Annotated in this window: 16 protein-coding genes; 7 read left to right on the top strand and 9 right to left on the bottom strand. The window is 63.7% G+C overall.

Going from position 1 to position 23,215, the window contains the following annotated elements; all coding sequences use genetic code 11:
* Positions 1-56 precede the first annotated feature (56 nt).
* Both WG208_RS00830 and WG208_RS00835 read right to left on the bottom strand, forming a co-directional pair.
* The gene (locus WG208_RS00830; RefSeq protein ID WP_337169413.1) at positions 57-2,771 is read right to left on the bottom strand and encodes a carboxypeptidase regulatory-like domain-containing protein; all 2,715 of its coding nucleotides are present in this window, start codon (positions 2,769-2,771) and stop codon (positions 57-59) included.
* 79 nt (positions 2,772-2,850) lie between these two features.
* A complete protein-coding gene (locus WG208_RS00835) occupies positions 2,851-3,618 on the bottom strand; it encodes a hypothetical protein (RefSeq protein WP_337169414.1) in 768 nt (255 codons plus the stop codon).
* A gap of 255 nt (positions 3,619-3,873) precedes the next feature.
* Here WG208_RS00835 and WG208_RS00840 point away from each other — a divergent pair, with 255 nt between their 5' ends.
* The 4 genes from WG208_RS00840 (at position 3,874) to WG208_RS00855 (ending at position 9,843) form a co-directional block, all read left to right on the top strand.
* The gene (locus WG208_RS00840; RefSeq protein ID WP_337169415.1) at positions 3,874-5,742 is read left to right on the top strand and encodes a CocE/NonD family hydrolase; all 1,869 of its coding nucleotides are present in this window, start codon (positions 3,874-3,876) and stop codon (positions 5,740-5,742) included.
* A gap of 39 nt (positions 5,743-5,781) precedes the next feature.
* Positions 5,782-7,092 (top strand): CitMHS family transporter, encoded by a 1,311-nt coding sequence (locus WG208_RS00845; RefSeq protein ID WP_337169416.1) that lies wholly within the window; start codon positions 5,782-5,784, stop codon positions 7,090-7,092.
* Positions 7,093-7,148: 56 nt separating this feature from the next.
* Positions 7,149-8,699 carry a hypothetical protein gene (locus WG208_RS00850; RefSeq protein ID WP_337169417.1) on the top strand — a complete coding sequence of 517 codons (1,551 nt, stop codon included), beginning with the start codon at positions 7,149-7,151 and terminating at the stop codon, positions 8,697-8,699.
* A gap of 307 nt (positions 8,700-9,006) precedes the next feature.
* The gene (locus WG208_RS00855; RefSeq protein ID WP_337169418.1) at positions 9,007-9,843 is read left to right on the top strand and encodes a hypothetical protein; all 837 of its coding nucleotides are present in this window, start codon (positions 9,007-9,009) and stop codon (positions 9,841-9,843) included.
* Here WG208_RS00855 and WG208_RS00860 read toward each other — a convergent pair.
* The 5 genes from WG208_RS00860 to WG208_RS00880 all read right to left on the bottom strand — a co-directional run bounded on the left by WG208_RS00860 (position 9,840) and on the right by WG208_RS00880 (position 19,113).
* A complete protein-coding gene (locus tag WG208_RS00860; protein WP_337169419.1) occupies positions 9,840-12,560 on the bottom strand; it encodes a lanthionine synthetase LanC family protein in 2,721 nt (906 codons plus the stop codon). The two genes, WG208_RS00855 and WG208_RS00860, sit on opposite strands and share 4 nt — an antisense overlap.
* A complete protein-coding gene (locus WG208_RS00865; RefSeq protein ID WP_337169420.1) occupies positions 12,553-13,437 on the bottom strand; it encodes a thiopeptide-type bacteriocin biosynthesis protein in 885 nt (294 codons plus the stop codon). Before WG208_RS00865 ends, WG208_RS00860 begins: the two co-directional genes overlap by 8 nt.
* The gene (locus WG208_RS00870) at positions 13,434-16,190 is read right to left on the bottom strand and encodes a lantibiotic dehydratase (RefSeq protein WP_337169421.1); all 2,757 of its coding nucleotides are present in this window, start codon (positions 16,188-16,190) and stop codon (positions 13,434-13,436) included. Before WG208_RS00870 ends, WG208_RS00865 begins: the two co-directional genes overlap by 4 nt.
* 644 nt (positions 16,191-16,834) lie before the next feature.
* Positions 16,835-18,226: a glycosyltransferase N-terminal domain-containing protein gene (locus tag WG208_RS00875; RefSeq protein ID WP_337169422.1), complete on the bottom strand. Its 1,392-nt coding sequence runs from the start codon at positions 18,224-18,226 to the stop codon at positions 16,835-16,837.
* A 107-nt stretch (positions 18,227-18,333) separates the two neighbouring features.
* Positions 18,334-19,113: a thioredoxin domain-containing protein gene (locus WG208_RS00880; protein WP_337169423.1), complete on the bottom strand. Its 780-nt coding sequence runs from the start codon at positions 19,111-19,113 to the stop codon at positions 18,334-18,336.
* A 343-nt stretch (positions 19,114-19,456) separates the two neighbouring features.
* On the opposite strand from WG208_RS00880, the gene WG208_RS00885 reads away from it, so the two are divergent.
* Genes WG208_RS00885 through WG208_RS00895 form a run of 3 tightly spaced genes read left to right on the top strand, consistent with a single transcriptional unit; the run spans position 19,457 to position 21,669 of the window.
* Complete coding sequence (locus WG208_RS00885; protein WP_337169424.1) at positions 19,457-20,284, top strand: TPM domain-containing protein; 828 nt, start codon at positions 19,457-19,459, stop codon at positions 20,282-20,284.
* Between the two features lie 4 nt (positions 20,285-20,288).
* A complete protein-coding gene (locus tag WG208_RS00890) occupies positions 20,289-21,005 on the top strand; it encodes a hypothetical protein (RefSeq protein WP_337169425.1) in 717 nt (238 codons plus the stop codon).
* A 37-nt stretch (positions 21,006-21,042) separates the two neighbouring features.
* Positions 21,043-21,669, top strand: a complete 627-nt coding sequence (locus WG208_RS00895; RefSeq protein WP_337169426.1) for a LemA family protein — start codon at positions 21,043-21,045, stop codon at positions 21,667-21,669.
* Between the two features lie 172 nt (positions 21,670-21,841).
* On the opposite strand, the gene WG208_RS00900 is transcribed toward WG208_RS00895, so the two are convergent.
* Positions 21,842-22,774, bottom strand: a complete 933-nt coding sequence (locus tag WG208_RS00900; protein ID WP_337169427.1) for a prepilin-type N-terminal cleavage/methylation domain-containing protein — start codon at positions 22,772-22,774, stop codon at positions 21,842-21,844.
* Complete coding sequence (locus WG208_RS00905; protein WP_337169428.1) at positions 22,774-23,208, bottom strand: prepilin-type N-terminal cleavage/methylation domain-containing protein; 435 nt, start codon at positions 23,206-23,208, stop codon at positions 22,774-22,776. Before WG208_RS00905 ends, WG208_RS00900 begins: the two co-directional genes overlap by 1 nt.
* Between the last annotated feature and the right edge of the window lie 7 nt (positions 23,209-23,215).

Consider the following 23,215-nt stretch of genomic DNA (forward strand, 5'->3'; position numbering starts at 1 on the left):
GGTGAACGAACGGACAACGAATAGCGAATGAACAGCTCTTGAACCGCTAGGAACCGCTAGTGAACCGCGAACGAACAACTGCAGGGACAATGCACGCCGGACGAGATCGACCGGATCCCTGCCACCGGAGCGGACGCTTCTTCGCGTCGACCCGTCCGGACCAGCACGATCTGCTGCTCAACGGCCTGACCGGGACCGATCTCCAGCGTGCCCGCCCAGGGTTCGAACCCCGGCATGCGAACATGCGCCAGATGTGGCCCGGTCGGCAATCCGTGAATCCGGAATTGCCCCAGCTGATTGGTCCGCAAGGTGACACCCAGATTGGTGAGGACCACATCCGATCCACTCACCGGGCTTTCGCCGGAGTCGGCGACCACCGTGCCCGACCACGTGGCCGGCGCGGTCGCGGTCGCGTCGAGCACCAAGTCCACGCGAGCCAGGGCATCCGGCGCCGACAGCGTGACCGCGCGGTGCGCCCATCCGCTGCCCGGATGATCCGCTTCGGCCGTGATCATCAGCGGACGGTCGACGGGCGCATCGCAGATGCGGAAGGTGCCCGAGTTGGGGTCGGGAATCACGCGCACGAACCCGCTGGCAGTCCCACCGGGAGTCCCACCGGTAGGCGCACTGAAAGGCGCGCCATCCCAAGCCGCCACGACCCGGTACCCTGAGAGAGCGGCGAGGTTGTCGCCGGGCGCGGACAGACGCCCAACGATGAGACTGCGGCCGGGCGTCCCGTTCGCGCGGCAGGCCACAGCGCGCGCGTCGGCCACGGCAGGCACGGTCAGGACGAGCGGCGGCAGATCCGCCTGCACCTCGAGCCTCCGCCGCGATATCAGACCGAGTGCATCCAGCGTCGCGGTGGCTAGCTCCACCACGTACCGGCCTGCGGGCAGCCCGCCGATCACGAACCGGCCCTGTTCGTCGGTAGCGCCCTCGAAAGGTGTGCCCACCACCCGTACGCGAGCGTCGGCCAGCGGCCGGCCTGTGGCCGAGTCGATCACCATGCCGGACACGGTGAGCACGCCGGTGGAGGAGGCCGTCGCCGGCGTGCTCACCTGCTGCTGCGCCACCGGGCGGGGCAGCCGGATCGCGACGGCCACCAGTGGAGCGTCCAGCACGCGGCGCACCCGCAGGACCTCGCGGCCACGCAGGGAGGCCGCCACTTCGATGGTCCGGCCTCGGCCAACGCCCCGGCAGAAGGCAAACACGCCATCGCGGCCACCGGCCACCCCGTCGCCGCGGGATTTCCACTGGCCGTCCTCACCCTCGTACACCCGCCAGCGCACGCCGTCCACCGGCCGACCGGCGTCGTCCAGGATGCGCCCGATCACCCAGCTTTCGTTGGGACGTGGCGCGTCGGTGCGTTCACACAGCGTCTGCGCCAGCGAGATCGGCGGCGGCAGTTCGACCCGCACCACGATGGCGGCGCTTCGAACGGCCACGAAGGCGCGCCGCGTGGGCAACGTCAGATCGAGCGTGCTCAGCAGCGGGTCTTCTACCGCAATCGTGTACGGACCGGGTAGGAGGTTGGGAATGATGGCGCGTCCGCGGGCGTCGGCGACCGCACGGTATTCGGTGCCCACCAGCCGGAGACGCGCATCGGGGGCCGGCCGGTTACCGTCGCCCACCGCCGTGATGTGCGCGGTGGCCAGCGACGCATGCCACACCCGCCCATCCGCCCAACGGGCTTCCGCCAGTTCGCCGCCCACTTCCCGCACCTGATAGGTCGCCACGGCTGGTGCGCCCGGTCCACCGTCGGGTGGCGCACTCACGAGCCGGAGCTGCCAGCGGTCGATGAAGGTGACGCCACTGGGCAGTGACCGGAACCCGATGTGTCCACCGGCGCCCAGGCTCTCCGAAAGCCGGTCGAGGCCCACGTAACGGAACGTGAGCTCCGACAACGCGCGCGTGGCCGTGTCGATCCACAGTGTACCGTCTATATCCACGCGACCGCGTCGGCGCTGCGCGGGCGCGAAGTGCAGGCCCACATGCGTGCGGTGCGCCGTGTCCGAGGGTACCACATCGAAGCAGTAGCCGCGGGGGAATCGTTCGTCCAGCAACACCTGCGCGTCGGGACTGTAGAACGTGTATTCCCCCTCCCGTCCGGCACGAAAACCGTTGGCGAGGAAGTCCGCCGTGGAATGCACCGCATTGAACGACGTCGCGGCCGCCGGTGACGAATCCACCCGCACCGACTGACGCACCACATCGAGGCCATTGGCTTCCAGTACGCGTTCGAACTGCAGCATTGTGAGCCGCGGCGGATCGTGTTCGCTGGCGACGACCGTGGCCAGCACACCGGCGCGTGCGGCGTCGAGCAACGTGAGTGAGCGGATATGATCGGCGCGCGTCTCACACCCACGCGCGACGGGCGCCGTCACTTCGATCTCGTCGAGAGGACGGACGAGCGGCGCCATGCGAACGTCCAGCATGTAACCGCCCGCCGGGCGACCGGTCGCCAGGTCCAGCGACAATGTCACGGGGACAAACCCCAGCCGGACCACACGCAGACGCCTCGCGTCCGGCAGGCGCAGGAGGCGATACAGGCCTCGCTCCGACACGATGGTGCGCGTCAGCATGCTGCCCGTCTCGTCGAGCAACATGACGACGGCCCCGGTCACCGGGGTGCGGTTCGCGCTGTCGATCACCGTGCCCCGGATATCCGGCAACTGGGCCAGGGCACGCTGCGGTGCGATCGCACCGGACAGCACGACCGCCATGCACAGGAACCACCGGAACCACGGGAGAGACGGGCGGCGCAGGGACATGGTGTCCAGTGGCTCGGAAGGGCGGGCCGAAGGATGCACCTCGGAGGGCGCCCCGGAGGGGACGCCCTTGGCGGGCGCGTCAGCGGCTCCGGGAATTCGGTGTGCGCGTCCAGATCGCGATCGTACCGCAGGGCGTGGTGTTCGTACCGATCGTCTGGAACTCGATCGGAATGGTGGAGAGGTTCGGATACAGCTCGAGGGCTTCGACCGATTGCGCGGAGATCTCGTCGACTTCCATGCCCGGCGCGCGGGCGCCGTCGAGAAAGACGTTGGGCTGACAGGTCGTGCCGCGACTGCCTGCGAACGCGGCAAACCGCAGACGGCCGCGCACGATCATCACGCCTTTCTTCGAGCGCAGGATGTCGGTGAGTTTCTGCGAACCGCGATCGACGATCTCATCGCGTGTCACGAACTGGCCGAGCCCACGGCCGCGTCGCTCCTCGAACCCGCGCACGGCACTGGCCCGGGTGGCGAAGGTTTCCTTCACCGCGACACTGCTCAACGTGGTGACCGTGGGATCCATCTGCACGATGACCGTGTCCCACATGCCGTTGCGTGTGCTGATGAATGCATCGAGTGGTTCGAATCCCACGCGGCGCAACGCGATACTGGCCGTATCCACCAGCGTCGTGAGCAGCGCGAACGCACCGCGCCCGTCGGTGGTGCTGCGTTGGCCATGCACCTCCACCGTGACGCCATCCAGGGGTTCCCCTTTGGCGTCGCGCACGAATCCCACCATCTGCCGGCGGCCGAACGGCACGGGCGTCGGTCCGGCAGCCAGTGTCGGGGCTTGCTGGGCCTCGAGTGATCCGGGTCCCGACGATACACCGCCGAGGGCCGGGGCCATGGTGACGAGGAGTGCGAGAAGGGGTGCGAGAGCCAGGCGGGAGGGCCTCATCCCTGAAACATGGGGCCTTTGTGGGCACGCCTCAAGGTCGCCGTGCACGCTCCGGCCCCGTGGTGACATGAGATGGCGTCCAATGGCGGGAACACCGACGCGGGCGCACTTTGGGCCATGGTCGGCACTTCTTTACGTCCCTCGTGTTCTGCCCGCGGAAACCGGCGCGCGGCTCGATGGTGGGTCCGTGGGACATGGTGCGTGGTGCTCCTGGGCGCCACACCGCCCGGATTGCCTGCGCAGGAAGCCCCGTACATGCCGCCCGCCGGCTGGCCCTCGTCACCCGCGCAGTACGGGTGCCGGCTGACCGAAGCGGACCGGATGATTCCGGTGCGCGATGGCCTGCACATGGCCACGGATATCTACCGGCCCGTCCGGAATGGGGTTCCCGTCGACGAACGGTTGCCGGTGCTGCTCAACCGGACGCCCTACAACAAACAGTCCATGCGCCCGCAGGCCACGTTCTACTGCGAGCGCGGGTATGTCGTGGCGGTGCAGGACACCAGGGGCCGCTACAAGTCCCAGGGCACATTCAGCAAGGTGCAGCCCGCCGACGCCACCGACGGCTACGATGTGATCGAGTGGCTGGCGCGGCAGCCTTGGGCAAATGGTGCGGTGGGCATGTTCGGGACCTCGTTCGCCGCGCATGAGCAGGCCGGCGCGGCGCAGTACAATCCGCCATCGCTCCGGTCGCTGCTGATCAACATGGGCGGCATGGCCAACGGCTGGGATCACGGCGTGCGCTTTCGCGGCACCTACGAGATGGGGCGGCAGCTCACCTGGGCCTGGAGCCAGCTGCTGGCGGATGCGCGCACGCCCGATGTGAAGGCGTTGCTGACGAAAGAGAAAGTCGAGGACTGGTACGGTGTGCAGCCGTTCCGTCGCGGGCTCAATCCGCTGTCGGTCGATCCGCAGTACGAGGGCTGGTATCTCGATTTTTTCGAGCGCGCCGACTACGACACGTTCTGGAAGGATCCGATGCTGGCCTGGAACGAACACTACCCGCAGACCGCCGATGTACCCATGCTGCATGTGGGGGGATGGTACGACATCTTCCTCGCCGGCACGTTCGAGAATTTCAGCGCGCTGCGCAGGCTCAAGCGCGCACCGCAGCGTCTCCTGGTCGGTCCGTGGACGCACCATGGCAACACCCGCGCCTTCGCCGGTGATGTGGCCTTCGGTGACAGCGCGGCGATTCCCGATTTCGAGGCCGACTACACGGTGCGGTGGTTCGATTTCACGCTGAAGAATACGCCCACCGGTGCGCGACAGGATGCACCGGTGCGGTTGTTCGTCATGGGCACGGGTGATGGACACAAAACCGCCGAGGGTCGCCTCATGCATGGCGGCTACTGGCGTGACGCGAACGAATGGCCGTTGGCGGGCACTCGTTTTCAGTCGTGGTATTTCCACGCCGATGGCTCGCTGTCGCAGAACAAACCCACCGCGGTGCGCTCGCAGACGGTGTACACCTTCGATCCGCGGCGTCCGGTACCGACCATCGGCGGCGGGGCGTCGGCGCGTCTCAGGGACGGCGCCTACGATCAGCGCGAGGATCCGCGGTTCCCTCCGTCGGCCGCGCCGTGGTTGCCGCTGCGCACCCGCTCCGATGTGGTCGTGTTCCAGAGCGAACCGCTGGCCGAGGACATGACCATCGTGGGACCCATCACGGTCACGCTGTACGCATCGGCGAGCACCGTCGACGCGGACTTCACGGCCAAACTCGTCGATGTGTACCCCTCCAGCACCGACTGGCCCGGTGGTTTCGATCTCAATCTCACCGACGCCATCGTACGCGGCCGGTACCGCGCCACGCGCGAGCATGCCGTGATGCTCACGCCCGGCGCCGTGTATGCCTTCACCATCGCCCCGTTTCCCACCGCGAACGTGTTCAAGAAGGGACACCGGATCCGCGTGGACATCTCGAGCAGCAACTTCCCGCGCTTCGATGTGAATCCGAATACCGGTGAGCCGCTGGGCCGGAACCGCCGCATGATCAGTACGGACATCGCGGTGCAGCACAGCGCGCGGTATCCGTCGCACATCGTGCTGCCGCTCGTGCCGGCGCGTTGACCGTGCAGGCCACTGCCATGACACTCGCATGAGAGGCCCATGACACTCACGGTGCTTGCGTACGCGCTCGTCATCGTGTTCATGACGGCGATCATGACCCGGCGCCTGTCGCCCATGACGGCACTCATTCTGGTGCCGGTCACGTTCGGTCTGCTGGCCGGGTTCGGCGCCTCGCTGGGGGAGATGATGCTGGCCGGCGTGACGAAGCTGGCGCCCACCGGTGTGATGCTGCTGTTCGCCATCCTGTACTTCGCCATCATGCTCGATGCGGGGCTGTTCGAGCCATTCGTGCAGCGGCTCGTGCGCCTGGTGCACGGTGATCCGGTCCGGGTGGTCGTCGGGTCGGCCGCGCTGGCCCTGCTGGTGTCACTCGATGGAGACGGGTCGACCACGTACATGATCACCACCGCGGCGATGCTGCCGGTGTATCGACGCATGCGATTGCGGCCGCTCGTGCTGGCCTGTGTGACGATGCTGGCGTCGGGTGTCATGAATCTGCTGCCCTGGGGTGGTCCCACCGCGCGGGCCTCCTCGGCGCTGGCCCTCGAGGTCGGAGAGGTGTTCACACCGCTCGTGCCATCGATGGTGATGGGTATCGCCTGGGTGCTGTATGTGGCGTACCGTCTCGGTGTGGCCGAACAACAGCGGCTGGCGGGCCTGGGGTCGCAAGAGGTGGAGGGAAGCGACACGCAGGGGCTCGTGGTGGATGACGACGATCACACACATCGCCGACCCGACCGTCTGATAGTGAACGCGCTGCTCACCGTGGTACTGCTGGCGGCACTGGTCGCCGCGGCGATGCCGCTGCCCGTGCTGTTCATGGTGGCGTTCGCCGTCGCGCTGGTACTCAACTATCCATCCATCGATGAACAGAAGGCGCTGCTCACGCGCCACGCGGGCAATGCGCTGGCGGTGGTCGGGCTGATCTTCGCGGCCGGTGTGTTCACGGGCATATTGAGCGGCACGAAAATGATCGACGCGATGGCCGACAGTGTCGTGCAACTCGTACCACCCGGTGTGGGTCCCCACTTCGCGGTGGTCGGGGGACTGTTGAGCATCCCGTTCACGTTCTTCATTTCCAACGACGCGTTCTACTACGGCGTGCTGCCCATCCTGGCCCGCGCGGGCGAGCAGTACGGCATTCATGGCGTGGAGATGGCGCGGGCCTCCCTCATCGGACAGCCGGTGCATCTGCTCTCGCCACTCGTGCCGTCGACGTTCCTGTTGGTGGGGCTGTGCGGCGTGGACTTCGATGCGCACCAGCGCTTCACATTCCGCTGGGCGTTGCTGACGGCGCTGGTGTTGCTGATCACGGCGCTGATCACAGGGATCGTGCCGTTCCATTCCTGAATCACTGTTGATCCACTGTTGGTCTGCTCCGCCTCCACTCTTCTTCCGGTTCGTTCGTGACATCAGTGTCTGGTTCCCCGGTTTCGCGAATCGCCGGGTGGCGGGAGTGGCTCCGGCTGGGTGTGGTCCTGGCCGTGGCGTATCTCATCGTCAGCAACGGGTTGCTGTTTTTTGTGGGCGCGCCGCAGATCGCGGTGTTTCTCGGGGTGAGTGCGGCCCTGTTGTCGCGCGACACGAATGGCGCGATCGCGACGGCGGCGGTGGTGGGCGCGGTGATGACCATCGTATCGCCGCCCCGTCTGGTGTTCGATCAGGCCGGTGCGGGCGTGTGGTTGCAGATCACGCTGCTGTCGGCCGCGGCGGCGTATGGTGTGCGGGCGTTGCGTGACCGGTGGCCTGCGCACGACGCGCGGATCGTTCGTGTCTGTGTGATCGGACTGATGGTGCTGTTGCTCGCGAACTTCTGGGTGCCGTTGCTGGTGGGCGGCATCCATCCGCTGGTGGCGTATGGTCCGTTGGCGGCGTCGACGTTGCGCGCGGTGCCCGAGGCGGGGACTTACATCCTCGATGATGAACTGTATCGGCGCTTCTTCCATCTGCTGCATGGGGGACAGGGGCACTACGAGGCATTCCGCGATGCGTGGCTGGGTTTGCATGTGCATGGAGACCTGCCGGCCACGGTGACATCGTATCGACTGCCCACCTACTACTGGCTGTGGCGTGCGGTGCCGGCCGATGCGTTTCTCATCGTGCCGATCTTTCTGTTGTTCGTTTCGGCGGGTGGCATCGCAGCGGGTGTGATCGCAGCCACGCTGGGGGGAGCCGCGTGGGCGCCGCTCGCGGCCGCGGCGGTGCTCACCTATGGCATGGGGGTCGCGATTTCGGTGTATGTGACCTACATCGATCTGCCGGCGGCCTGCATCGCGCTGTGTGGCATCGCGGCGCTCCTGTACGCGCGTCGGCATGGGTCGATGGGCTGGCTGTGGGCGGCGGTCGGCTTGCTGACACTGGCGGCGCTCACGCGCGAGATCCTGGCGTATCTGCTGGGAGTGGGAGCCGTGAGCGCACTGACGATATGGGCACCGAGGCCGAAGTCATCATCGTCGGGAGAGATGGCGACGGCCGGCAGGGCGTCGGTGATCTCATCGGCAGATTGGCGGGCAGTGCGGCCGTGGGTGGTGGGGCTGCTGGTGTTTGCGGTGGGCTACGCCATGCACGCGTGGCAGGTGATGACGCACATCACCGGGCGGACCGGCCATCTCGATTATCGGCAGGGCGGCGTGGCATTTTCGCTGACCGCGATCTCGGTGTTTGGCGATGTGTTTTCGGGAACCAACGGGCTGCTGTTTGCGCTCGTGGTGACCGGAGTGGTCGGCATCTGGCGTGGGACCCGTTCGACGGATGCCGAGGCGTCGGCGCGTGCGGGTCGGGTGTTTCTGTTGCTGGCAGTCCTTTCGCCGCTCGCGGTCATGCTGGTGTTCGGCAATCCGGGGCATGACCTCCGGGGCGGGCTCGTGAACTACTGGGGGCAACTGTTCGTGCCGATTGCGCTGGCGTGCTGGCCGCTGGCGTTTGGTAGGAACCAAGTAGGGGGCTCGAATTGCTAGGGGTATCACGGATTCTTCTGGATTGAAAGCGCATCAGGCAACCCAGCGACATTTGGACGTTCATGGAGAACACACCCTTCTTTACGCTGGATGGATGACGGGCTCGGCAGAAAGAAGAGTTCAGAAGATCTTTCAAATGCGAGATGCACCCAGCACCGGAGAGCGAGCCCTCACGCCTTTCAAAGGTTGCAGGCGTCGAATTTTCTTACCAGTATCAAGTTGACTGAAATACGCTCCTCCCAAACCGCTGAGCCGGGCTTACCACCATAGAAAGACTGTTTGCTGGGTCCTCATTAAGGCGGGCAATATGCACGATCAATTTTCCAACGACGGCTCGATTGCATCTTGTTCGGCTGCGATACGTCTGCGTCGTCGTATTACGGCCTTGTTGCCGGTACAGGCTTGCCGCCGGCTGACATCGACGTTGTGGAACGGAGACGATGTCGTGATTGTGCCGCATGCCGGAGCTGCCACAGAGCAGCTCGACCGGGGAGGCGCTTTTGTCTTCGATCCGCGAATGGCGAGTGAAAAGGCGCTGAGTGATCTGGTGCGCCACGCGATCACTTGTGGTCTTCCCGTCATTGCACTTTCATCGCCGGATCTGGATTCAGTGCGTGCGTTGCTGAGGATCGGATGGCAGTTTCGCATCGAAATCGTGTTGTGGGGCGCGCACGATGAGGCCGTGCGCATAGCGCGTGCCCTGGGGCCCTCGGCAAGTCTCAGTGTCCGATGCCTCGTATTGTATGAAGTCGTGGAGCAACTCCTGAGGCTCCCGCATCATCTGCTATTGCAGGTCGCAGGAGTATTGGGCAGAGGAGATATCCCTCCCTCGACGGCGGAGTTTATCGCTTCGCAAGACCGGAGTCGCCGCACGGCGGAGCGCCAACTGGTGGATGCTGGCCTCGCTGCCCCTTCCACGATCGTGCGTGTTGCGCGTGTTGTCAGGGGATGCGATGCTCTATTCGACGGTACATGGAAAGTCTCCGATGTGGTGCGGCAGATTCAATACAGTTCGATGCGTACGCTTCAGGCCGATGCACACGCCATTCTGGGGATGTCACTGCGAACCTGCGCAAAGACACTCGATCGAAAAGCCGCCGCCGATCGCATCGCCAGCGTACTGCGACGGGACAGGGAGTGTTAATGGGCGTCGGTCGCTGCCGATCCCTGCTGAAGATCTTCCATCTGCCGGTGCAGATACTCTCGGGCTTCGTCGATATCGAGGCGGCCATGTCTCTCGATCAGCTGTGCCAGCAGCCCCGAGACAAATGCCGCGGCCAGGCTGTTGCTCACCCGGCCGTATCGATGGCTCACGTGTCGTCGGAATGTCCGGATGGGAATTCTCACGTCCAATTCGAACGGTGTCTGCGGTTGGGTCGCCATGGTATCCGTATCGAGGCCCACTCCTATGACTGTGTCGAAGATGGCTGGATAACCTGCACCCGTCTTATTGCAGGCGGCAGCAACCACCAAAGTGCCACGATCCCGAAGTCGATTGATGAGCCAATAGAGTCGATCGCGCGTGTCGGACGCTGATGTCGCAAGGCTCAAGTTGAGGACGTCGAAACGTTGTCTTTCCGCCCACTCCAGTGCCGCATACAACACCTCGGCGGATGTTTCCAGAGCACGATTGAATATGCGCATCGGGACAACCTGTATGTCTTGGGCAGTGTCGAGAATCAAGCGGGTGCAACGTGTTCCGTGGCCGAAACGATCACGGTGATCAATCGAGGGTCGATCGAGGCATAGTCCATCGTCGTCGACGAAAGCACATCCGCTACTCACCCTCCCGTCAGCCACTCGATCGTCCCATCCGCTGTCGACAACCCCTACACGAATGGGCGCCCTCCATACCCGACGATCCGCCTTTCGCCGTGATTCCGATGCGTGAGCACGGGCAATGCCCGCAATGGCCGCATTGCGCACAAGATCTCGCAGCACCGGAATGAGATCGCGGCGTGCACGATCCGTGAAGTCGGCGGCGGCCTCAACACGCGCGTACAACTCATCCATCGTCACCGGTTCGCGCATCAGCTCCATCACCAGAGCTTCGAATGCGCCGAGTGGTTTCAGAATGATCTGGCTGCCCCATCGGTACAGAACCCAGGATTCGTCCTGAAGCTCCGGGAGAGCGCTGTCGTCATGGTGGCTCTCCAGCCACGATCGCCAGGCCCATTGCGTAGTGACGATTCTCGTCTCCGGCGCGAGACCAATACGTGCGGTATCCCACTCGATCTCATCGGCAGCCAAAGCGCGCAATTCGGCAATTCTCTGTGACCGATAGTCGTCGAAGCCGATGTGTTCGCGAAGACGTGCCGCGTCTGGAGCGAGCGCGTCGGCCAGTAAGCTCGCCGTTCGAGCGCAGGGAATGGTGCTGATGGCGGTCGTGATCGCGTCCAGCGTACGCTCCGGCGTGCTCGCACCGGCATCCAGTGTCGCCTGGAGGGTCGCCGGTACGGCCTGCTCGCCCAAACGGGAGGCCACGAGGGAATATCGACGGAGAAAGGTCATGGCATCCTTCATCCGCAAGGCTTCGATATCTCCAGACTGCGTGGCGACTGGTGGAGTCCATCCTGAAAGAAATGATGCGGATGGGACGGCAGGATCGGTAAGCTGCAGAAGCACCAATCCTATTCCCGCGTCGCCGAGCATGAGACTCGGTTCCGGGACATTGAGCATTATACCGGAAGGCCAGGGAATGCCTTTCAGTTCGAACTGCTCGACTCCCACCAGCGCCGCTTCGCGGGCGATGTCACCGAATTGCCAGCCGGCAATGCGTTCGGCGTGTAGCAGCACCTCGGCATTTCCCAGCACGCCATGACAGACGGAATAGCCCCGGGGGATGGTTTCATCGAGAGTTGTCGCCACGAGCGTGAATGCGTCGAGCGCTTCCTCACGGCAATTTTCCGCATCGACGCCGAGCGTGACCGCACGTAGTCTCACCATCCCGATTCCAGGCGCGCCGTGACACCAGACCCGCATGGCGTTGATCGGTGAAGGGGCGACATCTGCAGTCCGGAATTGCTCGCGAAGCTTGATGCCATCACTGGTGCTTCGTGCCCAGTTCCAGAGCTTCATGTCACGAAAGTCCGGCCAATCTCCGCGTACATTCACGTCTCGATGGCGGCGCTCATATTCGATGGCTCTGGTCGCTCCGTGATGCCAGCGCGCGTCTCCGGTCACCGCGAACAGTTCCAGGAAAGCGTGCGCATAACCGGAAGCGCCATGGGAATAACCACAGAGGTGCTGTTTCACGGACCATCCCCCGAACTCCCAGGACCAACCGTAGGGGTGGACAACGGCGTCCCGTGCCAGCTGTTCGCCAATTTCCATGGCGGCGTCCAATGCGGTGGAACCAACGAGATGCTGGGGGAGATGCAACAGACCGAGAAGTGCTCCGGCACTACCGGTAATGACGTCACCGGATGTCCGAGTGGGGATCGCTGAACGCACACGGTCCACCACGGACCGTGTGATGGAGGCCCATTCGTCATCACCGGTGATCTCGACCAGCCGTGAGGCCACATACGCCACACCAACGGCTCCCGAGTACAGCGAACAGAGCAGAGGAGTGGCGTCCTCTCGCACGGCGTGTCGCATCGCCCCGCGCGCACAAACGAGCAATGAGCGTTCCCGGGTGATTCGCCAGAGTTCGGCAAGAAAGAGGCCGATACCGGCTGAGCCTTGATAGAGCGTTCCGTTGGCAATCGTCGGAATCATTGTGTATCCGTCAGGTCGATCAGTGTCGATCGTCGAGATGGACCATGAACACGCATCCTGATCCCACAATGCCGTCTGCACCAGGCGTTGCCCAATCCGAGCCGCCCCCTCCAGAAGAAGACCGCGGGTCGCGTCAGTCATTGAGGCACTCCCATAACAATAGCGTCAGCAGGTTCTCCTCCAGTCGCTCGATGCCGATCCGGTTGTTCGTCATATGGACCAGGCTTCCTGCCAGTGCATCCGATACCAATCCCCAATTCTTCAATTTGCCATATACGCAGAGGCGCCCCGCATCGCACAGCGCCTTCAGGTCGCCTCGCGCGACAGAGACCTCTCTCCCGAAAGCGGAGAACGGCCCTGGCGGCAAGTCACCCGCCTCGACGTCTGCGACGATGCGGAGAATGTCGGATCGTTGTGCGTGGCTTCGGGCACGTACGGCGTCCAGAAGCTCGACACGGGCCTCCTCTGCGCCGTCTTGTGTGTGCAGGAGACGATGGGCATGTCGACGAACGACATCGGTCCATTCCCGTCGATCATCGAAGAAATGATGAAAAAACACGATGGTGGCAAGCATTGCCTTCCCGAGGCGAGCACTGCGGTCGCCGATCACACTGGGCGTCAGGATATCGCCGGCCAAGGTGGAAGATGCTTCGAACAGATGTTCGATGGCCGGCATGGCCTCTATCCCGCCATAGCGCTGCGTTTCGCGTTCGTATGGAGTCCATCTGAGCATGCCTCGTGCCTTCAATCGACCTCCAGTATTCCATTGACGCTCGATGTGGTCGGTCACCTTCGATGCTTCCGTTACGTCCGTGAGCAAACGCAGGCGAACATGCGACCGTGGATCAGGGTAGGGGTCACGGAAACGGACAAAAAATGCTCGTTGCACGAGGCCGTCGGTGCGTAACTTGGTGACAATTGGTTGAACAAAGGACAGCAGTATGCGATCGCAAGTCGTATCGAACGGGTCTCCTTCGAAATACAGGTGTGCACTCATCCATTCCATCGTCGATGTCATGAAGAAGCGCTGCCTCCCTCTTTCCAGTTGACCTGCATCACCAACTCAACGGCATGGGGCTGACCGTTGACATGTGGCAACTGATCGGTGGTCGGATACTGCTCCTCGATTCGCACGACATAATCGGTCAGCGTCCCGTGGATACGCGCGAAGAGGGCAGTGAGAATCGGACTTTCGAAGTCGATGAACTGAGGCTTCTTGTAGTCACGTGAGGCCCGTTGTGCCGCAGTCGAGGGTGCGGGTTGCGCATCCGAATCAGTCTTCGACGTATCCTTGGGGATTCCCCGTTCGAGCGGGAATACCCTCACATAGACACGTGCAGGTATACGAAGTGCCGTTCTCCATTCATTGATCCTGACAAAGTAGTCGGATGCCGATTCATCCGATCCTCGCTCAGGAAAGTGAGCCGCCGGTACGGTCCAGCTTCGCCGCGCCACGACGATGTGACCACCCATGGAAATACGGGGGCGGTAAATGATGCCTGCGTTGTCTATCGACTCGATGCCGTTCGGAGACGTGGGCAGCGGAATACTGATCGGACCGGCCACGGAGAAATTGAGTAAAAACTGAAACAAGGCCGGCCGGCGAACCTGACTGAGAAATCCGAGATCGACCGGATAGACACGCTCTCCCGTCGATGCGCAAATCAGCACCAGAGAATGCTCGTCGGAAAGATCGCGCCGCACGACGATGTCGTCCCATCGCACGATATTGTGGGGCAATGAAGTGTCTCCGGTCGGATATGCCATCTCCCGACGAAGGAGGGGGGGATGGAAATTGGCGTTGTGGTTGCCATCACCAGCAAGCTCCACAAGGGCATCGCCACCCAAGTCGGCGTTTTCGTTCCGCACGGCGTCGGTAAATTCTTCAGGCAAGACGGAAAGAAAACGCGAAAAGTACTTCCCAAACCCTTGAGCCAATCGGCCGTCCGGGACAAGAATGCGGGTGCCGCGTCCATCGTGTGCGAGTTGACAGAATAGGGAAACGGATCGCGGAATCGGTGTGTCGCTCATCATCGTCTTGCCGATCGATGGAAAGTCAGCAAGTGGAATGTCGATCTCTTCGGCATCTGGATTCGCTGTCCAGCGTGCACGGATGAGACTCGACCAGTTCTGAATGGTCTCACGGATCTGGGCGACAATCGGGACACCAAACGGATTTTTCGTGTCATAGCCATCGAGTGATGGGTCTTTGGCGTTGGACCGCATGCGATCGATTCGCGTCAGATGCTCATTGCGATGCTCCCGGTAATAGTTTTCGTACAACTCCAGGAGCGGTACTCCACCAACACGATCCGGAAAGTTTCCATCGAAAAAAGCTCGAAGGCCTGCCATTTCGGACCGAGGGTACGACAGCGAGTGCGTCCGTCGAACCCACTCCGTCAACACCTCGAAGCAGCGTGTATTTTCCTTCGTTTGCGGAATTGTCAGCTGGAGGGCTGCACCACAGTCTTCGAACAGCAGTGGATCGGCAAAGCTGCCGGCGGGGTGACCGGCACAAACGAGCAATTCGTCCAACGAGCTACGAAGACACCGATCGAGGGAAGCGCGCTGCTGCAAAGGTGCCGTGGCATACTCTTGTACGGCCGTGTTCACCTGATCGAGAAATCGTGTCGTCGTGCGGACGAAAGCGTCGTCGATATGAGCGATGGCGCTCCGGAGTGGGCCGACCCATTCCGTGTCCTGTGAATGAACAGGCGATCGAGGACGCAAAAGTCCGACATCGACCAGCGCCAGGAGGAAGCTCTCGACATCCTCGGACGTCGTCTCTATCGAGGGAATCGCAGCCAATACCTGGGCCAGTTGCGCCGGTGAGGCGGGGCCATGCTTCCGTACCTCATCGACCACGAATGCCAGCTCCTCGTTCTGGTCGATACGTTGGAGGACCTCGGCATCGTCGAGGACGGCCAGAAATGTCAATGAGCCGTCCACGACTCGCAGTGTGGGGTTGAGTTCCACAATGAGATGAGGTCGGACTGCGGGCCGCACTCGCAATGTAGACCAGATGAGGTCAAACAATTGTTTGTTGATTCGAACGACATGAGGGCCATCGTCCAGCGTTCCAATGGTGGAATACAATACGGGCGCATCCGATCCCTCGGATATGCCATCGTATGCCTCAACCCGCCCCTCAACGATCTTGCAGAAAGATGCAAATGGTGTTGCCTTCGCCGCCGCGCGCGTGAGATACCGCAGCAAGCCACGTTCGATCTGCGCCTCCCGTGCTCTGAAGCTTTCCGTCACTCCACGCTTGTAGCGCGCGAAGCTGGCGTACAATGAAGGGGAAGCCATGAGCACACCCCCACCGAGTCTTTCGTCATCGAGCAACGTCGCCAGGCTCTTTCGCGATTCGGCGAGCACCGTTTCGTGGGCGGCGACAAGACGGTCCAGATTTGCAGAGTATCGCTCCAGTGCGGTGACCATAGGCGCTATGGCGGTACGTTCGTCCGGCCATGAAAACTCGAAAGCTCTCGCGAGATCATCAGGACGTGGTAGCCGCTCATTGAATAGGTCGCGGCGCAGCCGAAGCAGCGATGCACGGACACTCGAATCGGTCGCGCGTGGAACAATACGGAACAGCGCGTCATTCGCCGAAGCAGCACTCTCCCGAACATTCGAAGAGGCCAGAACGAGGTCAGCGACACCGTCCCTGAGTTCTGACGAAGTGAGCAGCTCCAGATGCGTCATGGAGAGAGCACTGAGCCTGGCGACGAACAATGGAGAGACCGAGCCGTTCACCGACGATGCAGACACGGAACTCCCCATGGAGAAGTCTGAAGGCGCCGGCGCAGGGGAGGCGCCGGCGCCTTGGTGACAGGCGTTCGGAATCACCAGAACCTCTTCAACAGACCGCCTCACACGACGTGGAGCAGACCGAGCAGGTGTAACCGTTGAAGTTCGTGTGATCGCAGGTCGGCTCGGTGTCCGTGGGAATGCATGTGGCCTGTGCGATCACATCCGCGCGCTTTCCGGTGTGCACCGCAGGCTTGAATGACTCGATCCGCAGGTCTTTCTGATCCAGTTGCAGTTTTTTCATGGCCACGGCCTCCTGTTGCTGGTGTTCTCGAACAATTCATGTCGTTCGAGCCCGCACGCGTGCGCGGTTCGGCGAATGTAAATTCACGGGGACTGCCTGCAATCACTATTCGCGACGTGATGCGCAGCCGCGCGACACAACCTACGCATTCGCGACAATGTCTCGCTGGAGATCACTTTCAGTCGCGAAGAATACGATCACCTTTTCACAGTCGACCGTATGTCATGACATTTGCGATATCCAAGGCCAGACATTCCTTCAAAGAAGATGCGAAGATGAGAAATGGCCACGGGTCATTGGTGCTCCACGGCGTGTCTCGGGAGGATGATCCCCCCGCAAGTCGAGATACGACTCCAGGACGCTAAGCCATGCCGGTGATCGGAAGCCTCAGACGTCCTCTCGCTGTTACGATCGCAAGAGCCCGCGCCGTCGCGCCGAGCTCCTGTTCCACAACCGCACGCGCGTGGGCTCCAGCCGGTTGCCACGCGTCATCGAGCAGCCACCGGCGCAGCGCGGTGCTCAATGAGTCGATGTCCACGGGCGATTCCGCGCCACCGGCAGCGAGCAGCAGGCCGGCCTCACGGCTCATATCGTGACGGGGCCCGAACAGCACCGGTACGCCGTAGGCGGCCGGTTCGATGACGGAGTGCAATCCGGCCGAATGGAAACCGCCGCCGACGAATGCGGTGTTGGCGAGCGCATAGAGGTCGCCCAGGACGCCAACCCGGTCGACCAGAACGACATCCACGTTTTCGATGGATAGGTCATTTGCCTGGCGATGTTCGATGCCAGGCTCTCCGTCCCGCTCGATGTCAGGTTCGATGTCGCGTTCGATTGCGGAGAGTGTCGACAGGGTCAGTCCTCGTGCCGCAGCCCAGGCGATGATCGGCGCGTTGTGTTCTGCGGTGGGCTCGTGCGGTGCGATGATCAGGCGTGCGTCGGGTTGTGCGGCGCGTATACGATCCCAGGCCGGCAACAACACGGCTTCATCGGCGGGCCACGTCGATCCCGCCACCAGCGTGGGGCGATGGCTGGCCAATGTCTTCAGCAAGGGGCTTTCTCGGTTCACCTGCTGCGCGCGCTCCCACACCTGATCGAATCGCGTGTCGCCGGTGATGTGGAGCGCGTCGCGTCGCACGCCCAGTTCGACGAGACGTTCACCGTTGGCCTCGTCGATGGCGCCCACGGCATCGAGCGCGTGATATGCGTCGTGCAGCAACGCGCGCGCGAATCGGCCTCGACGACCGGAGGCCGGCGCCACCGTGCCGCTCAGCAGAATCACCGGCACACCAAGTGCGGCTGCGCGCTCCACCAGCGTCGGCCAGATATCCAGCTTCGCAAAGACGAGCGCCGAGGGGCGGAGCGCGTGCAACAACCGGTCGGCCGCGTCACGCGTGTCGAACGGCAGATAGTCGCTGAAGTCCGCGCCGATCGACGAGGCGAACCGTTCGGCGCTGGGCGAAAAGAACGAGTACGCGAGTTGCACCGACGGGTGTTGCGCACGAAGCGCGTGCGCCACGGGACGTGCTTGCAATCCCTCTCCGACCGATGGGGCGTGCATCCACACCAGCGGGCGTGAACCGTCACGGTGTTGCGCGGCCAGCGCTTCCCATCGTTCGATCACTCCGCGACGGGCACGCAGCGTGCGAACGAGCTTGTTCCCGTCTCCGGCGCCCAGGGCCAGGGTTTCCCCCACGACCGGACCGGCATGGGTGGCGAGCGATGCCGCTCCGGCATAGAGAGGACGCAACAAGGGGTGCATCGTGGTGCGCGCGACGGGAGATGCCGACGATGGATGCCTACGATCTCGGATCCGACCGGGACGGGTCCACGGCGCGGCAGGCGGGACCGACGATCGACTCAGCGGGTGGCGCCGGGCCCTGCCGACTGTCCGGCGGCCATGCGCTTGCGGAACAGCACGAGCGCGGTGTCGACGGCCTGTGAGAAGTCCGCATAGGGCAGAGCGCCCCGCACCATGAACTCGCCGATCACGAAGGACGGTGTCGATTCCACCCCGGCCTTCTGGGCCTGCTGCAGGTCGGCTTCCACCAGCGAACGGATGGCCGTGGACTGCCGGCAGGTCTCGAATTGTGTCATGTCGAGTTTCTGCTCGCGTGCGATGCGGTTGAGCAGTGGGGTCACGTCGTTCATGGTGCCCACGGTACGCTGTGCCGCGAACAGGGCATTGGAGAACGGCCAGAACTTGCCCTGCGCGGCCGCGCACATCGCCCCTTCCGACTCCGCGCGTGCGTGCGGATGAATGGACGTGAGCGGCAGGTGCAGGTAGGCAAACCGCACCTTGCCCGTGTTGATGTAGTCCCGTTCGAACCGCACCATCGACGAATCGTGCCACATCTTGCAATACGGGCACTGATAGTCGGAGATCATGACCACCCACATGGCGCCCGGCTTGCCAAGCAGACGGCCCTCGTCGGCCCGCAGCGTGAGCGCGGAGTCGGCCCCCGTCGGCACGAAGCCAGTGGAGGTGCTGGTGGCGCCGGATGTAGCGGGCGCTCCCGCCGCTTCCGGCGCGGCGTTGCTCTTCTTGTCGCCGGACTCGGCGCTGGCGCGATCGCACGCGCTGGTGGCGAGGCTCAGGGCGCCGAGGAGAAGGGCGAGCAGGCGGGGGGAACGAGGCATCCCTGAAGGGTAGTGGAAGAGGAGGAAGGGGACCACGGGCACGGGGGGAACTACGGGGACTGGGGAAACGGGAGCTGGAACTACGGGAGCTGGAACCACGGGAGCTGGAACCACGGGAGCTGGGACCACGGGAGCTGGGACTACGGGAGCTGGGACTACGGGAGCTGGAACTACGGACACCCGTGGGTCCCCCGTTTTTCCAGCCACCGTGGTGCCGTGGTTCCCCGTCGGTCCAGCTCCCGTGGTCCCAGCTCCCGTTTCCCCAGCTTCCGTAGTCTCAGCTCCCGTGGTTCCAGCTCCCGTAGTCCACGCAGTTCTCCCGGATGATATCTTCCCCAAGGTGATGATCTCTTTCCGACGGTTCCGGGTCGCGCTGCTGGCGGGCATGGTCGGGGTGGCCATGGCCACGCAGGGGCTGCCAGGGCAAACGCCCCTGCCGCAGCCGGTCGGCTATGTGAACGACTTCGCCGGCGTGATCGCGCCGGCGGCGCGGGCGCAGATCGACTCGCTGGCGCAGCGCGTGAACGCGGCCACGCGGGGAGACATGGTGGTAGTCACCCTGCCGGATCTGGGCGGCCGGCCGGTGGAGGAGGTGGCCCTGCGCCTCGGCCGTGAATGGAAGGTCGGCGCAGATGTGGCCATCGGCGATGCGGCGCGCAATGCCGGGGTCATCATTCTGCTGGTGCCCAAGGAGACATCGGGCGACGGGCGAGGCTACTGCCGGATCGAGACCGGGCAGGGCGCGGAGGGGTTCCTGACCGACGCCACGGCGGGCGCGCTGTGCCGGGCCCAGACCCCGCTCTTCCAGGCCCGCGACTATTCGACGGCGCTGGTCCAGCTCTCGGCGCAGGTCGCCGACCGGTATGCCCGGGCGTTCGGCGTGACCCTGGACGGTCTGCCGATTCCGCCGCGACAGGCGTCCCGGGACAGCGGGGAGGAGTCGCCCTTCGCGATGATCGTCCTCCTGGTCATCATCGTGATCGTGGTGAGTTCGATGAACCGCCGCCGAGGCTGCGTCGGGTGTATTCCTTTGCCGATCCCCGGTCCGGGGTTTGGTGGTCCGCGCCATGGCGGCTGGAGTGGTGGTGGGTTCGGCGGTGGTGGCGGAGGCTTCGGCGGGTTCGGTGGCGGCGGTGGCTTCAGCGGAGGTGGCGGTGGCTCGAATTGGTAGCAGGATGACGCTGGACGATCTCGTGCGGCAGTTGCAGCACGTGCATGGTGACGCGCTGCATGCCGTCGTACTGTATGGATCGACCGCCAGCGGCGAAGAGGTGGCCGGCCACTCGGATTTCAACGTGATGCTGCTCGCCGAGTCATTGCCGTTGGCGCATATGCGGGCGTTGGGGCAGACCATGCGGGGCTGGCAGGAAGCCGGCAATCCGCCGGTGCTCGAACTCACGCTCGACGAATGGCGCGCCTCCGCGGACATCTTTCCGATGGAGTACGCGGACATTCTCGAGCGTCATCGCGTGCTGTTCGGAGAGCTGCCGCTGGACGGGATCACCGTGAATCGTGCGGACCTGCGGCTGCAGCTGGAGCAGGAGGCCATGGGCAAGCTGCTGCGGCTCCGACGCGGCGTCATGGTGGCGGGCACCGATGCCGGCCGTCAACGTGATCTGCTCCGGCAGAGTGTGAGCACACTGCTGGTCATCTTCCGGGCCGTGTTGCGACTCGCCGGCGAGGTGCCGCCGAAGGACGGTCAGCAGGTGATCGACGCCGTGGGGCAGCGCTGCGGCTTCGACGGAACGCCATATCAGCGTGCGGCCGCATTGCGTCGGGGCGCGACCGTGGCCGATGCCGAGCTCGAAAGGGTACTGGAGGGGTATCTGGCCGGTATGACCGCTCTGGTTCGTTATCTCGATGCGTTCGACGCGCCGCCGCGCGAACGCTGATCATATTTTTTCACGACAACCTCCGAGGAGCATCCCGATGATTCAGGCCCTGTTGCACGAGCCGCTGCGCCCCTTCCATCGTGTGTCGCGCGCGGTCCGGCGTGCGACCCTGATGCTGCCGTTGGCGCTTTCGCTGAGCGCGTGCGGTTACAACACCATCCAGAGCTTCGACGAGCAGGCGGCGCAGGCCAAGCAGAACATCGATGCGCAGCTCCAGCGGCGTGCCGATCTCATTCCGAACCTCGTGAACACCGTGAAGGGCTTCGCGAAGCAGGAAGAGACGGTGCTCACCCAGGTGACGCAGGCGCGTGCGGGACTGGTGGGCGCTCTGCAGAAGCCGGGCGGGTCGGATCCCGCGGAGCTGGCCAATGCGAACCAGCAGCTCACGACGGCTCTGGGGCGGCTCAACATCGCCATCGAGGCGTACCCCGAGCTCAAGTCGAACGCGAATTTCCTGCAGCTGCAGGACGAGCTGACGGGCACGGAAAACCGCATCGCCGTTTCGCGCACGGACTACAACGCCGCCGTGCGTCAGTACAACGAATACATCCGCAAATTCCCGCAGGTGTTGACCGCGAAGGTGACCGGCGCGAAGGCGCGGGAATACTTCGAGGTGACCGATCCGGCGTCGCGGGCGGCACCGACGGTGGATTTTTCGAAGTAAGGACGGCGCTGCGCGCTTTTGTATCAAGAGGGAGCAGGAAGGAGCTGGTCAGGATGGAGATCAATAGGACAACCGTTGTCCTGTACATCTCCTCCCTGACCAACTCCCCCCTGCTCCCTCTTGAAATAAAAGCGGGGCGCCGCCGCAGGCGGCGCCCCGCCATCCTCAACCCCTACATGCGGTTCTTTTCGTACAGCAGATTCCGCGGCGCGATCTTCCATTCGTACCAGCGGGACACCGGCACGCCGCCATTGACGGCCGGGTCGGCACGTTGACTCTTGATCTTCGCGCGGATCTTCATGCCGATGATGTCATTGCCATCGTTCGTGGTGTCGGCATCGATGCCACTGTACGTGGGATGCTCACTCCCACTGATGAAGAGCAGTCGCGCCTGGAACTGTTCGACTTCGTTGGCCATGACCGCGCCGATGGGCTGCCCGCTGGCATTCAGCTGATCCGCGCGCATCAGCTGCTGTTTCAGGGGATCCCGCCAGTACATGATCATGTTCAGCTTCTGGATCGACGTCCCCGAGCGCATCAGCAGCAGACTGTCGAGTCCCGATGGACGATTGACGACGGAGCTGGTGTTGAGGAAGTTGACCCGGAACAACGTCGCCGATCGGTTGGTCACGGAGGTGAGGAGCAGCAGACGCCGGGTCGATCCCACCTGCAGTTTCACCAGATCGCCGGCCTTGAGATCGTAGCCGCCGCTGACTTTCTGGAAGTCGATGCAGGTGGCGCCGCAGGTGCCGCCGACCGGATAGGTGGGGAGCGTGTCGCCATCGTTGTAGATGGGATACACCGGCGCTTCATCAGGAGAGAACGGCACCGACAGCACGGTGATCGTATCCCCCCGGGTGTCCATGGACGAGAAGACGGGCGTGCTGGTGATGGCGATGCCGGCTTCCTGGACATCGCGGGCCAGTGAGAGGCCCACGAAACGGGCATCACGATCGACCGTCTCGCGCACGGTCCAGTTGCGCCGCGTCTTCCAGCTTTGCATGGAGAAAGAGGTGGCGCTGGCGATGACCACCATGGCGACGGTCATGGAGATCAGGATTTCCGCGAGCGTGAAGCCGCGACGGGTACGCGTGGATCGGCGCATCAGGCCTCCCCGGAGAGACCGTTGCCGCGGAACATCAATGTGGTCAGCAGCACGGGTTTGGACGCGCGCGGAAAGTCCACGCGTACTTCGATGCGGATGAGATTCTGGCGCAGTTCCGTGACGGTCAGGGTGCGGCGATAGGCACCGGACGCGCTCACCGCACCGTCGCCATCGAGCCGCACCGCCGATTCGGTCTCGATGAGCCAGGGGTCACGGGTGCGCACCTGCTCCACATACGCGCGTGCGATGGCGATGGCATTGGTGCGATTCTGCGCGACGGTCTGCAACGTGAGCGTCTGCGAATTGGCGCCGGCCAGCGACATCAGACCGACCGTGAGCAGCACGATGGCCACGATCATGGAGATGAGCGTGAAGCCGGCGCGACGCCTCCTGTGAAGGCGCCCGCGCGAAGCGCCGCGCAACGGTGCGCTCATTCTGTGT

Source organism: Gemmatimonas aurantiaca (assembly GCF_037190085.1).
Classification (GTDB): Bacteria; Gemmatimonadota; Gemmatimonadetes; order Gemmatimonadales; family Gemmatimonadaceae; genus Gemmatimonas; species Gemmatimonas aurantiaca_A.